The 21,884-nt window shown below is 71.4% G+C and carries 24 protein-coding genes; 7 read left to right on the top strand and 17 right to left on the bottom strand.

Annotation, left to right across the window (positions count from 1 at the left end; genetic code table 11):
• Nucleotides 1-29: 29 nt before the first annotated feature.
• From AC1RVY_RS11120 to AC1RVY_RS11085, 8 genes are all read right to left on the bottom strand, one after another.
• The gene (locus tag AC1RVY_RS11120; RefSeq protein WP_492806622.1) at nt 30-1,160 is read right to left on the bottom strand and encodes a M20 family metallopeptidase; all 1,131 of its coding nucleotides are present in this window, start codon (nt 1,158-1,160) and stop codon (nt 30-32) included.
• 91 nt (nt 1,161-1,251) lie between these two features.
• Complete coding sequence (locus AC1RVY_RS11115; protein WP_492806621.1) at nt 1,252-2,175, bottom strand: alpha/beta hydrolase family protein; 924 nt, start codon at nt 2,173-2,175, stop codon at nt 1,252-1,254.
• Between the two features lie 46 nt (nt 2,176-2,221).
• The gene (locus AC1RVY_RS11110) at nt 2,222-3,235 is read right to left on the bottom strand and encodes an ABC transporter ATP-binding protein (RefSeq protein ID WP_218339471.1); all 1,014 of its coding nucleotides are present in this window, start codon (nt 3,233-3,235) and stop codon (nt 2,222-2,224) included.
• Nucleotides 3,232-4,215, bottom strand: a complete 984-nt coding sequence (locus AC1RVY_RS11105) for an ABC transporter ATP-binding protein (RefSeq protein ID WP_492806620.1) — start codon at nt 4,213-4,215, stop codon at nt 3,232-3,234. The genes AC1RVY_RS11110 and AC1RVY_RS11105 overlap by 4 nt, the downstream gene beginning before the upstream one ends.
• Nucleotides 4,212-5,126, bottom strand: a complete 915-nt coding sequence (locus AC1RVY_RS11100; protein ID WP_218297197.1) for an ABC transporter permease — start codon at nt 5,124-5,126, stop codon at nt 4,212-4,214. The genes AC1RVY_RS11105 and AC1RVY_RS11100 overlap by 4 nt, the downstream gene beginning before the upstream one ends.
• Before the next feature lie 21 nt (nt 5,127-5,147).
• Entirely contained in the window at nt 5,148-6,122 is a 975-nt protein-coding gene (locus tag AC1RVY_RS11095; protein ID WP_492806619.1) for an ABC transporter permease, read from the bottom strand.
• A 163-nt stretch (nt 6,123-6,285) separates the two neighbouring features.
• Nucleotides 6,286-7,908, bottom strand: coding sequence for an ABC transporter substrate-binding protein (locus AC1RVY_RS11090; protein WP_218339511.1), 1,623 nt, complete (start codon nt 7,906-7,908; stop codon nt 6,286-6,288).
• Between the two features lie 221 nt (nt 7,909-8,129).
• Nucleotides 8,130-8,708 (bottom strand): flavin reductase family protein, encoded by a 579-nt coding sequence (locus AC1RVY_RS11085; protein WP_218339474.1) that lies wholly within the window; start codon nt 8,706-8,708, stop codon nt 8,130-8,132.
• A 255-nt stretch (nt 8,709-8,963) separates the two neighbouring features.
• Here AC1RVY_RS11085 and AC1RVY_RS11080 point away from each other — a divergent pair, with 255 nt between their 5' ends.
• Nucleotides 8,964-9,347 carry a VOC family protein gene (locus tag AC1RVY_RS11080; protein WP_218297200.1) on the top strand — a complete coding sequence of 128 codons (384 nt, stop codon included), beginning with the start codon at nt 8,964-8,966 and terminating at the stop codon, nt 9,345-9,347.
• Here AC1RVY_RS11080 and AC1RVY_RS11075 read toward each other — a convergent pair.
• The 4 genes from AC1RVY_RS11075 to AC1RVY_RS11060 form a co-directional block, all read right to left on the bottom strand.
• Entirely contained in the window at nt 9,251-9,937 is a 687-nt protein-coding gene (locus AC1RVY_RS11075; protein WP_492806618.1) for a hypothetical protein, read from the bottom strand. The genes AC1RVY_RS11080 and AC1RVY_RS11075 overlap by 97 nt on opposite strands.
• Nucleotides 9,938-9,953: 16 nt before the next feature.
• Nucleotides 9,954-10,757 carry a DUF899 domain-containing protein gene (locus tag AC1RVY_RS11070; protein WP_492806617.1) on the bottom strand — a complete coding sequence of 268 codons (804 nt, stop codon included), beginning with the start codon at nt 10,755-10,757 and terminating at the stop codon, nt 9,954-9,956.
• A 160-nt stretch (nt 10,758-10,917) separates the two neighbouring features.
• On the bottom strand, nt 10,918-11,571 hold the full coding sequence (locus tag AC1RVY_RS11065; protein WP_218339512.1) for a Vgb family protein: 654 nt from the start codon (nt 11,569-11,571) through the stop codon (nt 10,918-10,920).
• A 120-nt stretch (nt 11,572-11,691) separates the two neighbouring features.
• Nucleotides 11,692-12,927, bottom strand: coding sequence for a helix-turn-helix domain-containing protein (locus tag AC1RVY_RS11060; protein ID WP_369643693.1), 1,236 nt, complete (start codon nt 12,925-12,927; stop codon nt 11,692-11,694).
• Between the two features lie 121 nt (nt 12,928-13,048).
• On the opposite strand from AC1RVY_RS11060, the gene AC1RVY_RS11055 reads away from it, so the two are divergent.
• On the top strand, nt 13,049-13,657 hold the full coding sequence (locus AC1RVY_RS11055; RefSeq protein ID WP_369643692.1) for a class I SAM-dependent methyltransferase: 609 nt from the start codon (nt 13,049-13,051) through the stop codon (nt 13,655-13,657).
• Nucleotides 13,654-14,415 (top strand): tRNA-uridine aminocarboxypropyltransferase, encoded by a 762-nt coding sequence (locus tag AC1RVY_RS11050; RefSeq protein ID WP_218298087.1) that lies wholly within the window; start codon nt 13,654-13,656, stop codon nt 14,413-14,415. The genes AC1RVY_RS11055 and AC1RVY_RS11050 overlap by 4 nt, the downstream gene beginning before the upstream one ends.
• A gap of 22 nt (nt 14,416-14,437) precedes the next feature.
• Here the strand turns inward: AC1RVY_RS11050 and AC1RVY_RS11045 are convergent, their stop codons facing one another.
• Nucleotides 14,438-15,292, bottom strand: coding sequence for a DUF3617 domain-containing protein (locus AC1RVY_RS11045; RefSeq protein ID WP_492806616.1), 855 nt, complete (start codon nt 15,290-15,292; stop codon nt 14,438-14,440).
• A gap of 175 nt (nt 15,293-15,467) precedes the next feature.
• Between AC1RVY_RS11045 and AC1RVY_RS11040 the strand changes: the two genes are divergently transcribed.
• Complete coding sequence (locus AC1RVY_RS11040; protein WP_492806615.1) at nt 15,468-16,352, top strand: PA4780 family RIO1-like protein kinase; 885 nt, start codon at nt 15,468-15,470, stop codon at nt 16,350-16,352.
• A 9-nt stretch (nt 16,353-16,361) separates the two neighbouring features.
• Here the strand turns inward: AC1RVY_RS11040 and AC1RVY_RS11035 are convergent, their stop codons facing one another.
• Complete coding sequence (locus AC1RVY_RS11035; protein ID WP_492806614.1) at nt 16,362-17,036, bottom strand: DNA-3-methyladenine glycosylase; 675 nt, start codon at nt 17,034-17,036, stop codon at nt 16,362-16,364.
• 185 nt (nt 17,037-17,221) lie between these two features.
• On the opposite strand from AC1RVY_RS11035, the gene AC1RVY_RS11030 reads away from it, so the two are divergent.
• Nucleotides 17,222-17,713: a GNAT family N-acetyltransferase gene (locus AC1RVY_RS11030; protein WP_492806613.1), complete on the top strand. Its 492-nt coding sequence runs from the start codon at nt 17,222-17,224 to the stop codon at nt 17,711-17,713.
• A 176-nt stretch (nt 17,714-17,889) separates the two neighbouring features.
• Nucleotides 17,890-18,141: a hypothetical protein gene (locus tag AC1RVY_RS11025; RefSeq protein WP_218298083.1), complete on the top strand. Its 252-nt coding sequence runs from the start codon at nt 17,890-17,892 to the stop codon at nt 18,139-18,141.
• Here AC1RVY_RS11025 and AC1RVY_RS11020 read toward each other — a convergent pair.
• Nucleotides 18,138-19,067 carry a DMT family transporter gene (locus AC1RVY_RS11020; RefSeq protein WP_492806612.1) on the bottom strand — a complete coding sequence of 310 codons (930 nt, stop codon included), beginning with the start codon at nt 19,065-19,067 and terminating at the stop codon, nt 18,138-18,140. The genes AC1RVY_RS11025 and AC1RVY_RS11020 overlap by 4 nt on opposite strands.
• 70 nt (nt 19,068-19,137) lie before the next feature.
• Nucleotides 19,138-20,031: an AraC family transcriptional regulator gene (locus AC1RVY_RS11015; RefSeq protein WP_369643688.1), complete on the bottom strand. Its 894-nt coding sequence runs from the start codon at nt 20,029-20,031 to the stop codon at nt 19,138-19,140.
• Between the two features lie 76 nt (nt 20,032-20,107).
• On the opposite strand from AC1RVY_RS11015, the gene AC1RVY_RS11010 reads away from it, so the two are divergent.
• Nucleotides 20,108-20,683, top strand: a complete 576-nt coding sequence (locus AC1RVY_RS11010) for a DUF1439 domain-containing protein (protein WP_492806611.1) — start codon at nt 20,108-20,110, stop codon at nt 20,681-20,683.
• Nucleotides 20,684-20,795: 112 nt separating this feature from the next.
• On the opposite strand, the gene AC1RVY_RS11005 is transcribed toward AC1RVY_RS11010, so the two are convergent.
• The gene (locus AC1RVY_RS11005; RefSeq protein ID WP_492806610.1) at nt 20,796-21,842 is read right to left on the bottom strand and encodes a serine hydrolase domain-containing protein; all 1,047 of its coding nucleotides are present in this window, start codon (nt 21,840-21,842) and stop codon (nt 20,796-20,798) included.
• Between the last annotated feature and the right edge of the window lie 42 nt (nt 21,843-21,884).

The following is a 21,884-nucleotide window of genomic DNA, read 5'->3' as shown; positions in this document are numbered from 1 at the left end:
TTTCAGGCGCCCACCAGGGAATCGCCCCCTTACGCCAGGTGCGCCAGCAGATGGCGCCAGAAGTTCAGGCGCGCCTCCAGGGTCGAGACGAGGATGTGTTCCTGCAGCGTGTGGGCGCCGTCGCCGTCGGCACCCAGCCCGTCGAGTGTGGGCACCCCCAGGGCCGAGGTGAAGTTGGCGTCGCTGCCGCCGCCGGTCATGGGCGCATCTTCGAGCGCGAAGCCCGCATGCCGGGCCGACGCCTTGGCGCGGTCCAGCAGGGCCACCACGGCCTCGCTCTTGACCATGGGCGGGCGGTTCACCTCGACCTCGATGTCGAGTTCCATGTCCGCGCCCACCGGGCGCAGCGCTTGCATCTTGTGCACCAGCTCGTCGGCGGCCTGCAGGTCGGGAAGGCGAAAGTCCACCACGCAGCGGCACTGCGCCGGCACCGTGTTGGTGGCGGTGCCACCTTCGATGGTGCCCACGCTCACCGTCACGCCGCGCGCGTAGTCGGTCATGGCCTCTAGCGCCAGGATCTGGTGCGCCATTTCGCGGATCGCGCTGCGGCCTTTTTCATGCGCCACGCCCGCATGGGCCGCATGGCCCTTCACGCCCAGGCGCAGCATGCCCGTGCCCTTGCGCGCGGTCACGCATCTGCCGCCATTGGCACGGGCAGGCTCGCAGACCAGGGCGTAGCGGGCATTGTGCGCAAAACGCTCGATGTGCACACGCGAAGCGTGGCTGCCGGTTTCTTCGTCGGGCACGACCACGAAGTCGATCGGCATTGCGCTGGCGCCGGCGGCCGCCAGGTCGCGCAGGGCCGTCATGGCCAGGTAGATGCCTGCCTTCATGTCGTAGCCGCCGGGGCCGTAGAAGCGGTCGCCCTCGATGCGGCAGGGGTTGTCGCTCAAGGTGCCCACCGGGTGCACGGTGTCCGAGTGGCCCAGGACCAGCAGCCCGGGGCGCGTGTCGCCGGCTGCGCGGTTGGTCACGTGCAGCAGCGGCCCCACGCGCTCGCCCAGTGGCGTCACGGTGGCCTGCAGTCCGCCTTCCAGGGCATAGCGGGCCATGTCGGCCACCATGGCCGCCACGCCCGCGGGCGAGCTGGTGGGTGACTCGCACTGCATCCAGGCGGTGATGCCGTCAATGAGCGTCTGTGTCGTGGCGGAGGTGGTCATGGCGGTGCAAGGTGGGACAGGGTGGTTCGGGGGCTCCGCCTGCTTCCCGCAGGACGGAGGGCTGAGGTCGAGGAGGTGCAGGCGGCGGGCGTCAGGCCGTGTGCTCGCCGGCCAGCCGGGCCAGTTGTGCAGCGTCGGGGAGGTGGCCGTGGAACCAGAGGTGCGCGCAGACGGCCGACATGGCCTTGCCATCGTGGCCAATGCCCGCCACGGTGTGCAGCTGCCAAGCCAGCGGCAGGCCGCGGCGCGCGGCCTCGGCCCGGGCGGTGGCGTAGTAGTTCAACGCGCGGGCATAGCGGTGCGGGCCCTGGCGCAGTGCCGCCGGTTCGGACGGCAAGTGCACGTCGGCCGTGGCGATGTCCTGGTCGCCCGCCAGGATGGTCAACGGGTAGGCGAACAGGCGCGCCAGGCTGCCGGTGTCCGCGGGGGTGCCGGCCAGGCCTTCGGGGAACGGCAGCTCCAGCAGCGGCAGCGTGTACCAGCCGGGGTTGCCCGCGGCCACACCGGCAAAGGTGCCGGGCGTGAGCACGCTCATCAGCCGGTGCACGAACTGCCCGCCGGCGGAGTGGCCGAACAGGTACAGCGGCTGCGTGGTCAACACGCCCGATGCCTTGAGCTCATCGACCAGCCGCGTCACGACGGTGTACGACCAGTGCCCGGGTGGGTTCGCCGGAGCCGTGTCGGCGTGGGCTTCGCGGTCGGCGGTGGCCAGCAGGTTGCCGTTGTTGTAGCTCACCACGTCGGGCCACTGCGCGTTCGAGAACGTGGGCGCGATGATGACCAGGCCATGCTCGTCGGCGGCGGGCATCCAGAAGTCGCGGTAGTCGTCGCCGTTGCGCATCACGCCGTGCTGCACCAGCACGATGGGGCTGTGGTCCGTGGCGTGTGCGGGCCGGTAGGTGTTCAGCGTGATGGAGCGGCCACCGGGCAGGGGGCTGTTGCTGTAGTCCACCGCGTGGCGGCCCACCCGCTGCACGGCGTCGCGCAGCGATTGCAGAGGAAGTTCGTTGGGCATAGGCAAGAAATGGGGCAGGGCAGCAGGCGGGGCGACATTGCCGTTGTCAGGCCGCTGCGGTGTTCAGGTGGCAGGCCGACCAATGGCCGGGGGCGATGGCTTCGAGCGCCGGTGCTTCCTCGCGGCAGCGGGCCATGGCGTGCGGGCAGCGCGGGTGGAAGGTGCAGCCCGGTGGCGGTTTCAGTGGCGAGGGAATCTCCCCCTGGATCGGCACGAACACGCGCTTGCGCCGCTCCAGGTTCGGCACCTCGGCCATCAGCGCCTGGGTGTATGGATGGTTGGCGCGCGCAAAAATCTCGGCCGTGGTCGAGATCTCGACGATCTTGCCCAGGTACATGATGGCCACGCGGTCCGAGATGTGGCGCACCACACCGAGGTCATGGCTGATGAAGAGGGAGGTCAGGCCGTGCTGGGCACGCAGGTCCATGAACAGGTTGATCACCTGCGCCTGGATCGACACGTCCAGCGCCGCGACCGGCTCATCGCAGACCAGGAAGCGGGGCGACACCATCAGCGCCCGGGCAATGCCCACGCGCTGGCGCTGCCCGCCCGAGAGCTGGTGCGGCAGGCGGGTGCGGTACTCGGCGGCCAGGCCCACTTCGGCCAGCGCCCTGTCGACGCGTGCCGGTATTTCGCCGGCGGGCGCGAGTTTGTGCACGTGCAGCGCCTCGCCCAGGATCTGGTGCAGCCGCTGGCGCGGATTGAGCGAGGCCTGGGGGTCCTGAAACACCATCTGCACGCCCAGTGTGTAGGCCAGTCTGGCGGCCCGGTCCAGGCCGTCCACGGCGGCGCCCTGGTACAGCAGTTCGCCTTCGGTCTGGCGGTGCAGGCCGGCGACGATGCGGCCAAGCGTGGACTTGCCGCAGCCGGACTCCCCCACGAGGCCCAGCACCTCGCCCTGCGCAATCGCCAGGCTCACGCCGTTGACGGCATGCACGGTGCGCGGCTCGGGCTTCTTGCCGGCCAGCTCGAACACGCGCCCGATCAGGTCCTGCCTTTTGACAAAGCGCTTGTACACATTGCGCAATTCGATGACGGGAGGTGGTGCGGTGTGGCTCATGCGGCAGGGTCCAGGGCAACGAGGGGGGCAAAGCAGCGGTAGGTACGCCCATTCACCGTGGTGTTCTCCGGTTCGCCCGTGGCGCATTGCGCCAGGGCGTGCGCGCAGCGCGGCGCAAAGGCGCAGCCGGCGGGGCGGTTGCCCAGCATCGGCGCCATGCCGCTGATCTGCCGCAGGCGTCCGCCGGGCAGGGCGGCGCCGGGCAGCGAATCGAGCAGGCCACGGGTGTACGGGTGCACCGGGGCATCCAGCACCTCATCCACCGGGCCGGACTCGACGATCTTGCCCGCGTACATCACCGCGACCTTGTCGGCCAGCTCGGCGATCACGCCAAGGTCGTGGGTGATCCAGATGAGCGCCGTGCCGTGCGTGCGGCAGATCTCCTGCATGCGGTACAGGATCTGGCCCTGAATCGTCACATCGAGCGCCGTGGTGGGCTCGTCGCAGATGATCAGCTCGGGCTTGTTGAGCATGGCGATGGCGATCGCCACGCGCTGGCGCATGCCGCCCGAGAACTCGTGCGGGTAGTTGCGCAGGCGCGAAGCCGGGGCGGGGATGCCCACCATCTCCAGCGCCTCCACGCAGCGCTGGAGCGCCTGGGTGCGCGGCACGCTGGCATGGGTCTGGATGGCCTCGAGCATCTGCTCCTCGATGCGCAGCACCGGGTTCAACGTCATCAGAGGGTCCTGGAAGATCATCGCGATGCGGTCGCCGCGCAGCTGGCGCATCTGCTCCTCGCTCAGGTCGCGCAGGTTCCGGCCCTTGAACAGCACCTCGCCGGCGATCACCTCGCCGGGAGGGTCGATCAGGCCGAAGATGGAAAAGCCGGTGACCGACTTGCCCGAGCCGGATTCGCCGACCAGGCCCAGGATCTCGCCAGTCCCGATGGACAGGTCGATCCCGCTGACGGCGGGCCAGGCGCCTTCCTCGGTGTGAAAAACGGTGTGCAGGCCACGCACTGCAAGCAAAGGGGTTGTCATGGGCTTCTCGGGTCCAGCGCGGCGCGCAGGCGGTCGGCGATCACGTTGATCGCCAGGATGAGGGCCAGCAGGGCCAGGCCGGGGAACATGCTGATCCAGTAGTCGCCAGACAGCAGGTACTGGAAGCCGTTCGCGATGAGCAGGCCCAGGGATGGCTCGGTGATGGGCACGCCCACGCCCAGGAACGACAGCGTGGCTTCCAGCACGATGGCGTTGGCGATCTGGATGGTGGCAAACACCATCACCGGGCCCAGGCAGTTGGGCAGCAGGTGGCGCAGCATGATGCGCCAGGCCGGAAAGCCCAGGTTCTGTGCCGCCTCGATGTATTCCTTGCGGCGCTCCTGCAGCGCGCGGCTGCGCATGATGCGCGCGTAGTGCGCCCACTGCACCATCACGATGGCGATCACGACCTTGTCCACGCCGCGCCCCAGCATCGCCAGCAGCACCAGCGCCACCAGGATGGTCGGAAAGCCCAGGATGAAGTCCACGATGCGCATCAGCACGGTGTCGACCAGGCCGCCCACGTAGGCCGCGAGCAGGCCGATCAGGCTGCCGATCACGGTGGCCAGCGCCACCGCGGCCAGGCCCACGGTCAGGCTGATGCGCAGGCCATACAGGATGGCGCTGAGCATGTCGCGGCCCTGGCTGTCGGTGCCCAGCCAGTAGTGGAAGCCGTCCATGCTGGCCGAGCCCGGCGGCAGGCGCCCGTCCATCAGGTCCAGGGCGGCCAGGTCATAGGGGTTCTGCGGCGCCAGGAACGGCGCCAGCATCACCACCAGCAGCAGCACGACCAGCGAAATCGCCGAGCCCCTGAGGGACGGGCGGCTGCGCAATTGCTTGAGGATGGCCCGGCGGCGCGGCGTTTCCGTCAACGGGGCGTGGGGAGTGGGGGGGGATTCTGGAGTTTGCATAAATCGCTTGTGCCCGCTTTCCTATTCGGACTCTTGCAGCTGCACGCGCGGGTCCAGCGCCGCATACAGCATGTCCACCAGCATGTTGATCATCACGAAGATGAAGGTCACCAGCATCACGTACGCCACGACCACGGGGCGGTCGAGCTGGTAGATGCTGTCGATCAGCAGCTTGCCCATGCCGGGCCAGGCAAACACGGTCTCGGTGATGGTGGAGTAGGCAATCAGCGAGCCAAACTCCATGCCGATCACCGTGACCACCGGGATCAGGATGTTGCGCAGGATGTGGCGCGTGAGGATGCGGCGCGGCGTCAGGCCCTTGGCGCGGGCGAATTTCACGTACTCCTGTGTCTTGGCGTCCACCACGCCCGTCGCCGTCAGGCGCAGCACCAGCGCGATATTGGCCAGCGCCAGGTTCACGGCCGGCAGCATCACATGCGACCAGCCATCCGCCGTCAGCAACGACAGCGGCACGCCGAACACCGCCACCGTGTCACCACGCCCCGCGGCGGGCAGCCACTGCAGCCACACGGCGAAACACAGGATCAGCACCATGCCCTGCCAGAAGTTGGGCAGCGAAAAACCCAGCACCGAGCCCGCCATCAGCCCCCGCCCCGTGGGCTTGTCATTCTTGAGGCCGGCGACCAGGCCCAGCGGAATGCCGACCACGATGGTCAGCGTGATCGCCACCAGCACCAGCTCCAGCGTGGCCGGAATGCGCTGCACGATCAGTTCGATGGCCGGAATCCCGTGCACGAACGAGGTGCCCAGGTCGCCCTTGAGCGCGCGAAACAGAAAGCTCGTGTACTGCTGCCAGATGGGCAGGTCGAGGCCCAGGCGCTTGATCATCGCCAGGCGGTCGGCCTCGCTGGCCTCGGCGTTGACCAGCAGTTCGATGGGGTCGCCCACGGCATACACCGCAAAGAACACCACCAGCGACACCGCTAGGAGGACAAGAAGGCTCTGCATGAACCTTCGCAGGATGAAGACGAGCACTCAGGCACCCCCTTGCGAAATGGATGGAAGCCGCGCCACGGTGGCGTTGCAAAGGCCAAGGCGTGGGGGCCTGGACATGGCGGGCCTGCGACAACGCGGCGTGGCAAATAAAAATACGGAGTGCGCAAGCGCACCCCGTATCCGTCCACTGGCCGGCAGTGGCTTACTTGGCCTTGACCGAGGTGGCCAGCGTGTACTGGTCGCGGCGGCCTTCGTAGCTCAGGCCCTTCTTGAAGGCCCAGATGCTGCTCTCGAAGTGCAGCGGGATCAGCGCCACGTTGTCCAGGGCGAACTTGGTGGCGGCTTCCAGGCCGGCCTTGCGCTTGGCGGGGTCCACCGTGTCGGCGGCCGGCAGGTACAGCTTGTCGAACTCGGGGTTGTAGTTGGCGCCGTAGTTGCTGGTGCCCTGGCCCTTGGGCGCATCCAGCGATGCCACCCACAGCTGGAACAGCGCCGACGCCTCGCCCGTTTCCGCGGGCCAGCCGCCCATGGGCAGGCTGAATTCGCGCTTGGCACGCTTGGGGAAGTAGATCGACGCGGTCATCGCATCCACGTTGGTCTTGATGCCGATGCGCGTGAAGTACTGCGCCACCGACTGGGCCACCTGGGCGTCGTTCACGTAGCGGTCGTTGGTGGATGACAGCGTCAGCTCGAAGCCGTTGGGGTAACCGGCTTCGGCCAGCAGCTTCTTGGCGCCTTCGGGATCGAACTTGATCTCGGGGGCCTGGGGCAGCGCGCCGAACATGCCGTCGGGCATGTACTGGTAGGCGGGCGTGGCCATGCCGTCCATGATGCGCTGCACGATGGCCTTGCGGTCGATGGCCATGTTCATGGCCCGGCGCACGCGCACATCCTGCAGCGGGTTCTTGCCGTCGGCGGCCTTCACCAGGGGGCTGGGGTTGCGGCCGATGTCGGGCTGCAGGAACACGAGGCGCGTCGATGGCGTGGCGACGAAGTCGAACTTGGCGTTGTCCTTCACACGCGTCAGGTCGCGCGCGGCGGGGTTCTCGATCACGTCGTAGTCACCCGACAGCAGGCCCGTCAGGCGCGGGCCGGCGCTGGGCACCGGCACCATCTTCACCGTCTTCCAGTGGGGCTTCTCGCCCCAATAGGCTTCGTTGCGCTCCAGCTGGATGCCGGTGCCCTTGACGTAGGACTTCATCAGGAACGGGCCGGTGCCGATGGCGGTCTTGCCGGTATTGAAATCGGTCACGGTCGGCCAGGCGCCGGTCACGCCGCAGCCCGTCTTGGGTGCGAACGCGAGCTTGCCGCCCTGGGCAATACCGCTCCACAGAATCGGCAATGAACGCGCCATTTCGGCGGGCAGCAGCGGCAGCGGCGCCACGGTCTTGATGATCACGGTCAGGTCATCGGGCGTCTTCACGTCGGTGATGCGCTTGGTGGTGTCGGTGTACGACTCCGAGACGTTGGTCTCGTTGTTCAGCGTGCGGCAGATGGTGAACAGCACGTCCTTGGACGTGAACGGCTGGCCGTTCGAGAACTTGACGCCGGGGCGCAGCTTGAACTCCCAGGTCAGGTCGTCCAGGTTCTTCCACGACGTGGCCAGCGAAGGGATCAGCTCCATCTTGGCGTTGCGCGCCACCAGCGAGTCATAGACATGGGCCGAAAAAGCATCGTTGGCCGTCATCTTGTGATAGTGCGGATCGGCCGCGGTCGGTTCGGCCGCCAGCGCGATGGTGAGCGACTGCGCCTGCGCAACCCCTGCCCCACCTACCGACACCACCACGCCGCTCGCCACGGCCAGCACGGTCTTTCGAAAACCCATGTTCATTTCAGCTTCCTTGTTTCATCTACAACCGGGGATACATGCAGCGCGCCGGGACTGCGGTTGACCGTGGCACGGCAGCGCAGCGGCTTCGCATTCGCTATGCATGCATATTATCTGGTCAAAGAACCGGAGCCACTAGGGTATTCCGCATGGACCGGATTCTCCGGGAGGCGGCGCCCACTGCCCTTCCTGCCGCGCTGTGGTGGCCACAGCGCCTTTCACACCACGACCGACGCCCCCGTCGCATAGAACTGCCCGCCCGCCACGTAGTGCAGCGTGCGCAGCGCCTGAGGTGCGGTGTCGAACTCCCAGTGCCCGTTGCGGAACACGCGCTCGTCCGCCCAGGCGGCCACCACTTCGCCGATGAAGAGGTCGTAGGCCTGCTGGTTGTGCGGCTCGGGGATGGCGCGGCACAGCAGCCAGGCCGCGCAGCCGTGCACCAGCGGGGTATTGGCGTGGCCGGGGGCGTGGAACAGCTCCACGCCGTGCTGCCGCAGTTTGTCGGGGTGGGTCTTGGCGCTGTCGGTGCCAATGGCCACGGTCATCGCCGCCATGGGCACGGTGGGCAGCTGCAGCGCGAAGGCGCCGCTGGCCTCCACCAGTTCGCGCGTGCGCGTGGCCTTGTCGAGCACCACCGTCACCTTGGGCGGGGAAAAGTCCAGCGCGCAGGCCCAGGCGGCCGCCATCACGTTGTGCTGGCCGGCGTGCGCGGCAGACACCAGCACGGTGGGGCCGTGGTTGAGCAGGCGGTAGGCCTTGTCGAGGGGGACGGGGGTGAAGTGGGCGGTGGGTGGCATGGCGGGAGGCTGAATGCTCTTTAATTGATAGCTGATGGCGGTGATTGAATGTGCGCTCCAGGGCATTTTGGCTTGAAAAATGCCAGGCTGCAGCGTGTTCGCCGGCAGTGGTGCCCCGCGCGCCGTGCAGGCCACTCACTCCACGCAGGCGCTGCCCGCGCCACGGTCTGCTGGGCGACAGCGCGCGGGTGCGCAGCCGGTAACATCCCTTCGCCCATCAACCGCCCCATCGGGGCCCAGCGGAGACAAAAAAGTATGTTCAGTCATGTGATGGTCGGTGTGAACGACCTGGAGGTATCCCGAAAGTTCTACGACGCGCTGCTCGGCACCATCGGTGTGCCCCCTGGCGTCGCCAACAAGAACCGCTACTTCTACCGGGGCCCCTCCGGCACCTTCTGCATCAGCACCCCCATCAATGGCGAGGCCGCCACCTTTGCCAACGGCGGCACCATCGGCTTTGCCATGCAGTCGCCCGAGCAGGCCGATGCGTTCCATGCGGCGGGTGTCGCCCACGGGGGCACCACCTGCGAAGACCCGCCCGGCTACCGCGAAGGCCCCGGCGGCAAGCTGTACCTGGCGTACCTGCGCGACCCGGACGGCAACAAGCTCTGCGCGCTGCACCGCCCCCCAAAGGCGTAGTCAACGGACTGGGCGGCAGGCGCGGCGCTTGTGGCGCTGCAGCCAGCGTGTGGCCCCCTGCACGCCACGGCATGCGGCGGCGGCCATGGCAGCGCTGGCCGCCAGCATGGCCAGGGTGTGAACGCCCAGTGCGGCCAGCGCCAGCAGCAGGGGGTGGATGCGGCACCGCCCCCTGCCGCGCCGCCGCCCAGGCACAGCGGCGCCAGCGCGGGCACCAGCATCAGCCCCGCGCCGTGGGCGGTGGCCGTCCCAAAGGACCACAGGGCCAGGCCCGCGGGCCCGGCAGGCCTGCGGATGCCGGCCGGCGCAGTATGCCCACGCAGGTGGGCCAGCACCACCACCGCGCACAATCCGCCCGCGACCGCCAGCAGCACGGGCCGGGCCAGCGGCAGGCCCCACACCGCCGTGGCGGCCACCAGCGCCACCGAGGCCAGGTGCCCGGTGGCCAGGGGCAGCACGGCGCGCAGCGGGATGCCGTGGTCGCGCGTCCGCAGGCCCCAGGCTGCCGCCAGTCCCCAGGCCGTGGCAGGGTTCATCCCATGCAGGGCGCCCAGCGCGGCGGTGGCGAGCCAGGGCCAGAGGGTGTCCATGGCCGTGGGGCGGTGTTCAGCCCCGTGCAGCGCAGCACGCGCCCGGTGCCGGGTGGGCCTGGCTTGCCTGCGCAGCCGGAGTGCGGGCGGCGTCGGCGGGTGCGTAGCGGTCGTGGTGGCGCACCCAGTCCATGGGGTATGCCGGGTTGGTTTCGTGGCGCCCCAGCGGCGTCAGGTCCAGCAGCTGGTAGGTGCCCATCATGGCCTCGACGCCGCGCCCGAAGGTCGAGTAGGTGTGGAACACCTCGCCCGCATCGTTGCGCACAAACACGCTGATGCCCGGCGCCTCCTCGGCGGGGAACGGCTGCATGCCGTAGTTGTAGAAGACCTCGCCGTTCCCCCGTGCGCGCTGCTCGGGCGTGAAGCTCACGGCGAAGTCGTGGTTGAAGTCGCTGCCGTGCGACGACACCCAGCGGAACCGCCAGCCCATGCGCTCGCGAAAGCGCTCGATCTCGGCCAGCGGCGCGCGCGAGATGGCAAGCAACGACACGTCGCGGTGCTGCAGGTGCAGCTCCATGCCACCCAGGTGGTCGGCCATGAACGAGCAGCTGGGGCAGCCTTGCTCCCACCCCGGGCCGAACATGAAATGCTGCACCAGCAGCTGGCTGCGGCCGTCGAAAAGGTCGGCCAGGGCGCGCGGACCCTGGGGCGTGTCGAAGGTGTAGCGCTTGTCCACGCGGGTCCAGGGCAGCGCGCGGCGCTCCTGGGCGATCTCGTCGCGCAGGCGGGTCAGCGCCTTCTCGCGGGCCAGCAGGGTGTGGCGCTGGGCCAGCCATTGGCGGGCGGAGACCACGGGATGTTGTTGTGTGGGGGCGTTCATGGAGGACTCCTCGATGGGGTGGCGGGTGGCGTAGAAGAAGGATGGGCTCGCGGGCGGGCCAGGCGCACCTGCCCCCGGCCTGCGGCCCGCGCGGAAGGCGCGGCGCCGGTGCAGGGCCCGTGGGGTGCACGGCGATGGGCGCGGCGCGCGGCCGCCCCGTTCAGGCGCGGGGCGCCCCGGGCCGGCGCACGGCGCGCACCTTGCCGCTGCTGCCGCCGCCGGCGTAGAACAGGCCGGCCCCGTCGGACTCGAGCCCGCTCACGCCCATGCCCTGCGGCAGGTCCAGCTGCTGCAGCACGGCACCGCTGGCGGGGTCGATGTGGCGCAGCGTGCTTTCGTCGCCCTCCCAGGTGCCGTGCCACAGTTCGCCGTCCACCCAGGTCACGCCGGTCACGAAGCGGTCGGACTCGATGGTGCGGCGGATGGCCCCCGTGGCGGGGTCGATCTGGTGGATCTTGCGGTCGCGGTACTGGCCCACCCACAGGCTGCCTTCGGCCCAGGTCAGGCCCGAGTCGTTGCCGCCGCCCGGCGCGGGGATGGTGGCCAGGACGCGGCCGGTGGAAGGGTCGATCTTGTCGATCCGCGCCTCGGCGATCTGGTAGAGGTGCGTGCCGTCGAAGGCCGTGCCCGCGTCGCACGCCACGTCGAGCGTGCGGGCGGTGGTGCCGCTGGCGGGGTCGAAAGCCACCAGGTGCTCGCCCGTCGCGGCCCACACGCGCTGGCCGTCGTGCGTCACGCCATGGACCGCCCCGGCATCGCCGAACGGTCCGTACTCGCGCACCACCTGGGCGGGCTGGCGCGAGGCGATGGGCATCTGCCGGTGCGGCGGCGGGGTGTCGCCCACCTGGCTGCTGCAGGCTGCGTCGCGGGGGGCTTGTGGGGTGCGGGTGATGGCGGTCATGGCTGGGCTCCTTCAACGGTTGGTGATGCCACTTTAGGGAATCGGCTGCGCCGTGGGGAGTAACAAGATCGTCGTGAATCCGACGAGCGGCGCCGCCAGCCAGCGGCGGGCGCGGGCCTGGCCGATGGCGCGCACCTGGCCGCCGGCCTCCAGCTCGGCCAGCGCGCGCTGCACGGTGCGCTGGCTGTCGCCCAGCGCCAGCGCCAGGGCCGATGTGGACCACGCGGCGCCGTCGGACAGCAGCGCCAGCAGCGCGCCCTGCGCGCCATCGACCGGCGGCGCGAGCACGGCCACCCCGCGGCCCCCCTGGGGGCGCAGCACGAAGCCGCGTGCGGTGGCCTCCACGCCCGCCAGCGGTGCCATCAGCGCGCGCAGGCGCCCCATTTCCACGCGGAGGCGGGCGCGGTGGGTCTCGTCGGGGTGGCGCGTGCGGAACACGTCGGCGATCAGCGTATCGCGGTCCGCGTCGCCCGGCCACGCCTGGGCCAGCGCGCGCACGAGTGCAAACAGCACCGGCCGGCGCGCCAGCGGGTGCCACGCGCCGCCCGCCTGCACGCCGTGGCGGCAGGCGTCCACCACCAGTGTGTCGCCCGCTGCGCGCAGCGCCGCCACGTCCCGCAGCTGCAGCAGGTGCTCTGTGCCCGGCCCCAGGCGGCGGGCCGCGGGCTGCTGGAGCAGCGTGCGGGCGTGGGCCACCTCGGCCACCAGGGCGGGCACCCCGGCGTGGCCGGCCGCCTCGGCGGCCCGCTGCAGCGCGGCGTCTGCGGCGTCGATGTGCAAGGTGCGCAGGGCCAGCTCTGCGGCCGTGAGCGCGGCCACGGCGGCCAGCGGCGCGGGCAGCTGGGCCGGCATGCCCGCCGCCTGGACGGCTGCGAGTGCGGCGGAGGCCTGCGCCAGCCGCCCCAGCAGAATCAGCCTGCGGGCCGCCACCAGCCGGGCCTGCAGGGCGTTGATCGCGTCGCCATGGGCCTGCAGCGTGTCGGCCGCCGCCAGCAGTGCCTGGCCCTGGCCGCCCAGGTCGCGCAGGGCCAGCGCCACCTCGGCCTCGGCCACCGCGCAGCGCGCGCGGGCCCGGGCCTCGTGGGCGCCAAACGCGCGGCCCGCCTGCCGCAGCAGGTCGCGCGCGCGGGCCAGCTCACCCAGCTGGGCCATGGCGATGCCGCGCAGAGCCAGCGCGGGCGGGTCGTCGCGCAGCGCCACGCGCTTGAGCGCGCCCAGCGGGTCCCCGGCGGCCAGCGCGCGTGCGGCGGCGGTGATCAGCGAATCCATGGCGACAGCCTACACGCAGCCGTGCGCCAGGGCCGTGCGCGGCCGGGTGGGGGATACTCGCCCGCTTCACACCCCCGGCCGCCGCGGGGGGCCCCCCACGGCCTAGACACAAGGACCCCCATTGAAATCCGCCAGCGCCACCACCTTCGACGAGGCCTACTACCAGCGCTACTACTTCGACAAGAAGACCAGCGTGGTGGACCCGGACCATGTCGAGCGCCTGGGCACGTTCGTGTGCAGCTACCTCAAGTACCTGCGCGTGCCGGTGCAGCGCGTGCTGGACGTGGGCTGCGGCATCGGGCTGTGGAAGGACATCGTGGCGCGGCATTTCCCGCTGGCCACCTACCAGGGCGTGGAGTTCAGCGCCTACCTGTGCGAGCGCTTCGGATGGCAGCAGGGCTCGGTGGTGGACTATGCGGCCGGCGAGCCGTTCGACCTCGTCATCTGCCAGGGCGTGCTGCCCTACCTGAGCCCGCCGGACCTGAAGGCCGCGCTGCACAACCTGGGGCGCCTGAGCCGCGGCGCGCTGTACGTGGAGGCCGTCTCGCGCGAGGACTACGAGCGCGACATCATCGACGAGGACCTGACCGATCCGCGCCTGTTCCGCCACCGGGCCGAGCTGTACCGGCGCGGCCTGCAGGAGGGCGCGATCGAACTGGGCGGCGGCATGTGGCTGAGCCGCCAGGCCCAGGTGCCGCTGTTTGCCCTGGAACAGGCGGGCGGGCAGTGACACATTCCCCCGCGAACCCCGCCGCGCCGCACGCGGTGGCGCGCCTGCGCGCCGAGCGCCTGGCGCGCAGCGCCAAGCCCTTCCTGGCCCGGGGCGGCCCCAGGGGCGAGCGCTGCGCGGGCTGCCGCCTGGTGCCCAGCCACTGCATCTGCGCGCTGCGGCCCGTGCTGCCCACGCGCGCGGGCATGTGCCTGCTGATGGCCGACATCGAACCGCTCAAGCCCAGCAACACGGGCTGGCTGATCGCCGACGTGGTGCCCGACACATTTGCCTTTGGCTGGGCCCGCACCGAGGTGCACCCCGGCCTGCTGGCGCTGCTGTCCGACCCGCAGTGGCAGCCGTATGTGGTGTTCCCCGGCGAGTTCGTGGCGCCCGGGCGCGTGGTCACGCAGGTGGCCATGCCAGAAGGCAAGCGCCCGCTGTTCGTGCTGCTCGACGCCACCTGGCCCGAGGCCCGCAAGATGTTCCGCAAGAGCCCGTACCTCGACCTCCTGCCCGTGCTCAGCCTGCAGCCCGAGCAGCTCTCGCGCTACCACCTGCGCCGGTCCACGCGCAGGGACCATTTCTGCACGTCCGAGGTCGGCGCCCTGTGCCTGGAGCTGGCGGGCGAGGCACATGCCGCGCAGGCGCTGGAGGCGTACCTGGACGTGTTCACCACCCACTACCTCGAGGCCAAGCACCAGCGGCCCGTGGATGCGGGCGACGCGGTGCACCAGCGGCTGGCCGCGCTTCGCGCCCGGGACGCGGGGGCGCTGTAGCCGCGCATCGCGTATCACGGGCCTAGCGTGCGGCCGCGTCCGCCGCCATGCGGCCTTGCACGGCCCGCGCGACACCCTCCGGCTCCAGGTACGGGCTGCACGACTGGTACAGCGCAAACTTCTTCTCCGCGGGCGCCCCCACCAGCTCGGCGGACACCTCGGGCGCGGATTGCCTGAGCGCTTCCAGGTGGAAGCCGCCCTCCCCGGGGTGCAGCTCCACGGCGGCCGCGATCATCGCCGCCGCCGCTGCGCGCATGCCTTCCTGCCGGGGTTTCGCCACGCCGAGCGACAGCCCGTTGAACACATGGCCGCAGCGGATGAGGTCCAGGGCCACCGCCTTGCGGGCGCCTGCCTGCGCGGGCGTGCCTTCGCTGCCGTGCATGCCGTCCAGGTAGGCCTCCACGTCCAGGGGCGGGTGGCCGGGCGCGCACGCCCCCTGGTACCTGCCGGCAAAGGCCTTCTTCGTCATCATCATCGGCGGGCCCGCGGAAGCCGCCATGCTGCTGTCGATGACGAGCTGGTCGCCGTCGGCGTGCACCGTGAACCGGTAGCGGTGCGGGGCGCTGGCGCCCAGGGCCGGGCCCGTGCAGCTGGCCGCCCAGGTTTCGTGGCCGGGCATCGGCCGGGCGGACTCGCTGAGCGTGCAGTCCACGCCGCGCTGCTGCAGGGCGATCTTCCAGGCGGCGGCCGTGAGGCGGGCCATGTGCTCCGAGGTCACGCACACCACCGCCGGGCCGCCGAGCGCATCGGCGTACGCGCCCGGGCGGAACCCGGCCGCCGCCGCCGGCTGCGCGGCCCCGGCGCACCCACAGGCCAGCAGGCACCCGAGCAAGACGGCGCGCAGGGCAGGGGCTGGGGGCGCAATGGCGAAGGGCATGGGGAAGGTCTCCGGGGAGCTGGGCGCGGCGGGGAAGGGATGGCGTGCCCACGGGCGGGCAGCCGCCGGATTGTCGTTCAGCACGTGGCGTCCGCCGCGCCCGCCCCCACCCGCCAAGGCCGTGCACCGGCCATGCGGCGACAATGGTCCGCTTCCCCTCTAGCGCACAGGCCCGATGAAAGCACCCCCCAGACTCCAGTCCCTCATCGAGGAAGGCCTGATCGACACCGTGGTCCGGCAGCTCATGAGCGGCAAGGAGGCCATGGTCTACGTGGTGCGTTGCGGGGACGACACCCGCTGCGCCAAGATCTACAAAGAGGCCAACAACCGCAGCTTCCGCCAGGCGGTGGACTACACCGAGAACCGCAAGGTCAAGAACTCGCGCTCGGCCCGCGCCATGGCCAAGGGCAGCAAGTTCGGCCGGCAGGAGCAGGAGGCCGCCTGGCAAAGCGCCGAGGTCGATGCGCTGTACCGCCTGGCCGCCGCGGGCGTGCGCGTGCCGCAGCCCTACAACTTTCACGACGGCGTGCTGCTGATGGAGCTGGTGACCGACGCCCACGGCGACGCGGCCCCGCGCCTGAATGACGTGAGCTTCACGCCCGAGGACGCGCGCACCCACCACGCCACGCTGGTGGCCGAGGTGGTGCGCATGCTGTGCGCAGGCGTCGTGCACGGCGACCTGTCGGAGTTCAACATCCTGCTGGCGCGCCTGCCCGGCGCTGATGGCGAAGGCGGCGAAGGCGGCCACGATGGCCCCGTCATCATCGACCTGCCCCAGGCGGTGGACGCCGCCGGCAACAACCATGCCCAGCGCATGCTGCTGCGCGACGTGGCCAACCTGCGCGACTTCTTCGGCCAGTTCGCGCCCGAGCTGCGCAGCACCCAGTACGGCCCCGAGATCTGGAGCCTGTTCCAGGGCGGCCTGCTCGACAACGCCACGCCGCTCACGGGCCGCTACGCGCCGGACCATGCCGACGTGGACATGCAGGCGGTGCTGCGCGAGATCGACGATGCGCGGGCCGAGGACGCGGCGCGCAGGCTGCGCATGGCCGCGGGCTGAGGCGTCCTTTCAGCGGCGGCCGTGCCCGCCAGCGCCCGCCGGAGCGGCAAACGCGCGGCTCAGGTAGCGCGACCCGCGAAGCCCGAAGCGCCACGGCACATCGACCGCCTTGGAAATGCCGATGCGCGGGCCGGCCACCACGCCGACGGGGTGGTGGCCGGGGGCGCCGGCCGCATCGGGCTCCAGCAGCGCGAATGGCGGCTGGTGCAGTGGCCGTCCGTTGAAGCTGGCATCGATGCCCAGCGCCTGGGCCAGGCGCCCGGGGCCCGCGCACAGCAGATGCACGTCCTCCAGCCCGCGCCGCGCCTGCATGGTGCCGCTGCCGTGGGTGGGCTCCAGCGCGCGCAGCAGCACGCCGGCGCCGTGCCCGGCCTCGCGGCACACGGTGTTGATGCACCAGTGCAGGCCGTACGAGCGGTACACGTACGCGCAGCCCGGTGGCCCGAACATGGCGGCGTTGCGCGCGGTGGGCCCGCCAAAGGTGTGCGATGCCGGGTCCGACTGGTCGTAGGCCTCGGTCTCCACGATGCGGCCGCCCACGCCGTCCACGAGCAGCGTCACGCCGATCAGGCGCCGCGCCACCTCGTGCGCGGGGGCCGCGAAATCGATGGCGGCCCGCACGAGCGGCGGGCCGGGCGGGGGTGTTGCGGGCAGGTGCAGGGCGGGCGAAGGGGCGCGGGGCATGCGGGCAATGCTATCGGGGCGCCGGGGAGGGCGTCGCGGTGGGTGATCCCGGGCTTCCGTGCGCCACGGCCTACGTCCCCGCAGCCCGAGGCAGCGCCGGTGCGTCCTGTCGGGCCGCAGCGCCCCCGGCGTGCGGCACAATCGCGCGCTTTTCCTGCCTCTGCCCCCCGTCCGCCTTCACGCCCATGCCCCTGCCCGAGATACTCATCCGCGACTTTCGCCCCGGCGATGAAGCCCTGCTGCACGCCGTCTTCCACGCGTCGGTGCACGGCCTGGCCGCGAGGCACTACACCCCCGGGCAGCTCGCGGCCTGGGCACCTCCGCAGCACGACGCCGCGCAGTGGGCCGCCCGCATGCGGGCCAACCAGCCCTTCGTCGCCCAGGCCGCGGACGGCAACGCCATCGCGGGGTTTGCCGACCTGCAGCCCACGGGGTACGTCGACCAGTTCTTCGTCGCGCCCGACTGGGCCGGCCAGGGCGTGGCCCGCGCGCTCATGGCGCACATCCACGCGCAGGCGGCGCGGCGCGGCATCGCGCGGCTGCATGCCGATGTGAGCCTGGCCGCCGAGTCCTTCTTCGCCGCCAGCGGCTTCGAGGTCCTGGCACGCCAGCACGCCGAGCGGCAGGGCGTGGTGCTGCGCAATGCGCGCATGGCCAAGCTGCTGGGGCCGCATTAAGCTCTTGTTTTGATAGCTTGCTGTGCCGATCCATCCAGCGCCGGCGCGCTGCCGAGCCTGTGGCGGGGAGTGGTTCGGGCGCCGTGTTTCGCCCGGGCGTGCGCGGGTGGCTTACAGTAGCCGCCCCGCAGCATGCAATCCCACCCCGACACCACGGCCCCCAAGGCTGCCCCCCCATGACCAAAGACCTGGCGCGACAGAACGAACTCAAACCCATGGCGCTGTGCGAGCCCTGCCAGGGCATCCAGCGCAACTGGCGCAAGGCGCCGGGCCATGCCGAACTGGTGCAGCGGGGCAATCGCAAGGAAGACCGCGACCACGGCTCCGTCACCATCACCCGCTACGTGTGCGACCGCTGCGGAACCGCGTGGGAGTACGAGAACGACAAGACCAACCAGCAGGCCGGCTGGTCGGTGGTGGGGCGCTAGGCGCGCAGGGTGGCCCGTTCCCCGCGCGCCGTCGCCCGCTCCGGGGCGCCCCTGGCCGCCAGCACCATGGCCAGCAGCACGCAGGCCAGGCCCGCCCATTGCCAAGGGCGCACGGACTCGCCGAGCAGCAGCACTGACAGCACCAGGGCCGACACGGGCAGCCACACCGTGGCCAGCGAGGCGCGCACGCCGCTGGTGCGCGCGCTGCCGGCGTACCACAGCAGAAAGCCGCCCACCGTGGGCACCCACGCGTAGTACAGCACGCCCGCCAGCGCGGGCGCGCCGAAGGCCAGGGGGGTGGCGGCGCGCCACGCCAGCCAGGCGGCGGGCAGGGCCGACAGCAGCAGGCCGCCCGCCGACATGAGGGTGGACAGCGCCAGCGCGGGCACCGGCCGCGCCAGGCGCTTGTGGGCCAGGATGAAGACCGCCTCGCAGGCCACGGCGGCCAGCACCAGCGCGATGCCTGCCAGCCGCGCGGGGCTGGCCCCGCCGCCGCCGGGCGAGAAAGCCACGGCCATCACGCCCAGCGTGGCCAGCCCGATGGCCAGCACCAGGCGCAGCGCGGGCCGCTCACCCAGCACCACGGCCGAGAGCAGCGCGGCCGCGGCAGGCAGCGTGCCCGCCACGATGCCCGCGTCCGATGCGCTCGACAGCGTGACGCCCAGGATGAGCAGCACCGAGTATCCCACGCTCCCTGCGGCCGCCTGCACCGTGAGCAGCACCGCGTCGCGCCGGCCCACGCGCGGCAGCCGCTGGCCGCGCCAGCGCATCAGCGCAAAGAACACGGGCAGCGCCAGCGCGTGCCGCAGCACGGTGGCGAGAAAAGGTTCGATGTCCTGGCCGATGACCTTGCTGGCCACCACCGTGCTGCCCACGAGCACCATCGCCAGGCTGCACAGCAGCTGGCCCTTGAATGAATCTGACATGACCGGAAACCCTGCCGAAGTGGTGAATCAGCGGCCAGTCTGCGGCGTCTGGCGCGGCGCGTCTTGAACGTTATTGCGCCGCCGGGCCGCGCCGGGCCTTCTGCCACGCGCCCGGCGTGAAGCCGAACTGCCGCGTGAACATGCGCGTCATGTGGCTCTGGTCGGCGAAGCCGCTGGCCGCCGCCGCATCGGCCAGGCCCACGCCCTGGCCGATCAGGTGGCGGCTGCGCTCGGCGCGCTGCTGCAGCAGCCAGGCGTGCGGCGGCAGCCCGTAGGTGCCGGCGAAACGCCGCAGCAGCTGGTAGCGGCTGAGCCCGGCGAAGGCGGCCATCTGCGCGAGCGTGGGGGGCGCCAGGGGCGCGTCGGCCAGCCAGTCGCGCACCTGCCCGAGCGCGGGCGCGGCGTGGGCGGTGCGCGGGGCAGTTGCCGGGGGCGTGCTGGCGTGGCGCTGCAGCAGCAGGGCGCAGGTCTGGGCCAGCGACTCCTCGCAGGCCAGGCGGTCCACGGCGCCGGCCATCGCTGCGGTGGGCGGCGCCGGCGGCTGCACCACATTCCACAGGGCGATGCGCGCGACCAGGGTGTGGAGCGCGCGGGCCAGGGCGGCGTCCTGGATCACGGGGCGCGTGAGCGCGATGCCGGCCTGCCCCGCCACGGCGCCCTCGTCGTCGGCCAGGGCCTGCAGCACCGCCGGTTCGATGTACACCATGCGCCAGCGGCGCGATGCGCTGCCCAGCGGCTGCCCGTCGTGCACCTCGCCCGGGTTGGTGGTGATGAGGTCGCCCGCATAGGCATCCACCGGCCCGCGCCCGCTGGCCGAGCTTTGCGCGCCGTCGTCCAGCAGGCCCAGCCCGTAGACTGCGTGCCAGTGCTTGCCGTAGCGGCGGGAACTTTCGGCGCGTGTGCAGTACACACCTTGCCAGGGCGAGGCAAAAACCTGGCAATGGTGCACGGGCGGGGGCGTCATGGCGCCGATTATTGCGGGCCCGCGCCGCCCGGGGCCGATCCCACCACCACCATCACCGCAGCAAAGGAGCGCACGCATGGTGCACCGCAGAAGATTCCTGGGCACCGCGCTGCGGGGCCTGGCCGGGGGGGCCTCCGCCCTGGCCGGGCTGCGCGCCGCCCGGGCCCAGCCCAGCTACACCGTGCCGCTCGGGCAGCTGCAGGAGGCCGTGGCGCAGAAGTTTCCGCGCAGCGTGCCGGTGCAGGGGCTGGTGGACCTGGTCGTGCAGGCGCCGCGCCTGCGCCTGCTGCCCGAGGCCAACCGGCTGGGAGCCACCATGGCCGTGGAGGTCACGGGCCCGGCGCTGCGCCGCAGCCATGCGGGCTCGTTCGATGTGGAATTCGCGTTGCGCTACGAGGCCGGCGACCGCACGGTGCGTGCCCACCAGATCCGGCTGGGGCGCCTGGATTTCCCGAGCCTCAAGCCGGCCGTGAACGAGATGCTCAACGCCTACGGCCCGGTGCTCGCCGAGCAGTCGCTGCGCGAGGTGGTGCTGCACCAGTTGCGCCCGCAGGACACGGCCGTGTTCGACGGCCTGGGCCTGCAGCCGGGGCCCATCACCGTGACGGCCCGGGGGCTGGTGGTGGCTTTCGTGAACAAGCCGCAGCCTTGAGCGCCGTCGTCCGCATTTGTCTACATTTGCTATTAAAAATATAGCTATCAGCGCTGAATGGATAAGCGCTGAAGGCCTTTTTGCCTGAAATTCCCTGGGCGGCTTTCGCGGGTCAGCGCGGCGCGCCCTGCGCGCGCTGCTGGGCCGCCGCGAACGCCTGCGTGCGGATCCACTGCAGCGCATGGCCGCGCCGGTGGCTGTCCGGCGACACGGTGGAGGTGGTGGCCACCACCAGGTCCAGGGGCGGATACACCCAGATGAACTGGCCGCCGTAGCCGCTGGCCAGGAAGGTCGGGCGCGGCGCTGGCGACGGCACCACCCACCACAGGTAGCCGTACGACAGGCCCACCGGCGGGCCGCCCGCGTTCTGCGCCTTCACCGATGCATCGGCGAACGCCTCGGGCACCAGCGGCTGGCCGTTCCACCGTCCATGCCGCAGGTAGAGCTGGCCCAGCTTGGCCATGTCGAGCGTGCGCAGGTGCAGGCCCTGCCGGTACGACGGCTCGGCGAAGCCCAGGGGGCCCACCAGCTGCTGGCGCGCGTAGTCGGCCAGGGGCATGCCCGTGGCTTTCTCCAGCACGGCGACGAGCAGTGGCACGACCGAGTTGTCGTAGGCGAAGGCCTGGCCCGGGGCGCTGGCCAGCGGGCGTGCCCAGGCATCGCGCGGGCGCAGCGGCGCGGCGGTGCCGATGGCGTCGCGGACCGCGAAGCCCGCCGTCAGCGTGAGCAGGTGCCGCAGCGTGATGGCGGCCGCGCGCGGGTCGCTGTGGGCTCCGGCCCACTCGGGCACCAGGTCCACCACGCGCTGGTCCACGCTGGCGATGCGGCCCTGCGCGAGGGCCGTGCCCAGCAGCACCGACAGCGCGCTTTTGGACGCGGACTGCGTGTCGCGCAGCTTCTCGGCGTCGCCGTCGCGGTAGAACGAGTACACCACGCGCCCGTCCAGCACCACCACGGCGCTCTGCACGTCGGTGAACTCGCGGGCCAGCGCGGCATCGGGCCCCTGGAAGGCGGCGGCATCCAGTGCCTGCTCGCCGGGGGCCGGGGCTTCGCGCCAGGCGCCGGCGGGTGCCGGCTGGGCCAGCGCGGCGCCAGCGGCCAGGCAGGCGGGCAGGGCCAGGGCGATGCAGGTCGAACGGCGGGTCCAGCGGGGGCGCATGCGGGCTCCTTCGGGCGAAGAACGGACGGTGCGCGCAGTGTA

The organism is Acidovorax sp. GW821-FHT11A03, from assembly GCF_058809075.1.
This window is presented reverse-complemented; position numbering and strand designations above follow the sequence as displayed.

Excerpts from the sequence above, each read along its gene's own strand:
- AC1RVY_RS11040 (WP_492806615.1), top strand. The coding sequence starts at position 15,468 with ATGAAAGCACCCCCCAGACTCCAGTCCCTCATCGAGGAAGGCCTGATC.
- AC1RVY_RS11035 (WP_492806614.1), bottom strand. The coding sequence starts at position 17,036 with ATGCCCCGCGCCCCTTCGCCCGCCCTGCACCTGCCCGCAACACCCCCG.
- AC1RVY_RS11015 (WP_369643688.1), bottom strand. The coding sequence starts at position 20,031 with ATGACGCCCCCGCCCGTGCACCATTGCCAGGTTTTTGCCTCGCCCTGG.
- AC1RVY_RS11070 (WP_492806617.1), bottom strand. The coding sequence starts at position 10,757 with ATGAACGCCCCCACACAACAACATCCCGTGGTCTCCGCCCGCCAATGG.
- AC1RVY_RS11005 (WP_492806610.1), bottom strand. The coding sequence starts at position 21,842 with ATGCGCCCCCGCTGGACCCGCCGTTCGACCTGCATCGCCCTGGCCCTG.
- AC1RVY_RS11065 (WP_218339512.1), bottom strand. The coding sequence starts at position 11,571 with ATGCCCATCGCCTCGCGCCAGCCCGCCCAGGTGGTGCGCGAGTACGGA.
- AC1RVY_RS11105 (WP_492806620.1), bottom strand. The coding sequence starts at position 4,215 with ATGACAACCCCTTTGCTTGCAGTGCGTGGCCTGCACACCGTTTTTCAC.
- AC1RVY_RS11010 (WP_492806611.1), top strand. The coding sequence starts at position 20,108 with ATGGTGCACCGCAGAAGATTCCTGGGCACCGCGCTGCGGGGCCTGGCC.
- AC1RVY_RS11115 (WP_492806621.1), bottom strand. The coding sequence starts at position 2,175 with ATGCCCAACGAACTTCCTCTGCAATCGCTGCGCGACGCCGTGCAGCGG.
- AC1RVY_RS11090 (WP_218339511.1), bottom strand. The coding sequence starts at position 7,908 with ATGGGTTTTCGAAAGACCGTGCTGGCCGTGGCGAGCGGCGTGGTGGTG.
- AC1RVY_RS11025 (WP_218298083.1), top strand. The coding sequence starts at position 17,890 with ATGACCAAAGACCTGGCGCGACAGAACGAACTCAAACCCATGGCGCTG.
- AC1RVY_RS11110 (WP_218339471.1), bottom strand. The coding sequence starts at position 3,235 with ATGAGCCACACCGCACCACCTCCCGTCATCGAATTGCGCAATGTGTAC.
- AC1RVY_RS11085 (WP_218339474.1), bottom strand. The coding sequence starts at position 8,708 with ATGCCACCCACCGCCCACTTCACCCCCGTCCCCCTCGACAAGGCCTAC.
- AC1RVY_RS11100 (WP_218297197.1), bottom strand. The coding sequence starts at position 5,126 with ATGCAAACTCCAGAATCCCCCCCCACTCCCCACGCCCCGTTGACGGAA.
- AC1RVY_RS11060 (WP_369643693.1), bottom strand. The coding sequence starts at position 12,927 with ATGGATTCGCTGATCACCGCCGCCGCACGCGCGCTGGCCGCCGGGGAC.
- AC1RVY_RS11045 (WP_492806616.1), bottom strand. The coding sequence starts at position 15,292 with ATGCCCTTCGCCATTGCGCCCCCAGCCCCTGCCCTGCGCGCCGTCTTG.
- AC1RVY_RS11080 (WP_218297200.1), top strand. The coding sequence starts at position 8,964 with ATGTTCAGTCATGTGATGGTCGGTGTGAACGACCTGGAGGTATCCCGA.
- AC1RVY_RS11075 (WP_492806618.1), bottom strand. The coding sequence starts at position 9,937 with ATGGACACCCTCTGGCCCTGGCTCGCCACCGCCGCGCTGGGCGCCCTG.
- AC1RVY_RS11020 (WP_492806612.1), bottom strand. The coding sequence starts at position 19,067 with ATGTCAGATTCATTCAAGGGCCAGCTGCTGTGCAGCCTGGCGATGGTG.
- AC1RVY_RS11120 (WP_492806622.1), bottom strand. The coding sequence starts at position 1,160 with ATGACCACCTCCGCCACGACACAGACGCTCATTGACGGCATCACCGCC.
- AC1RVY_RS11030 (WP_492806613.1), top strand. The coding sequence starts at position 17,222 with ATGCCCCTGCCCGAGATACTCATCCGCGACTTTCGCCCCGGCGATGAA.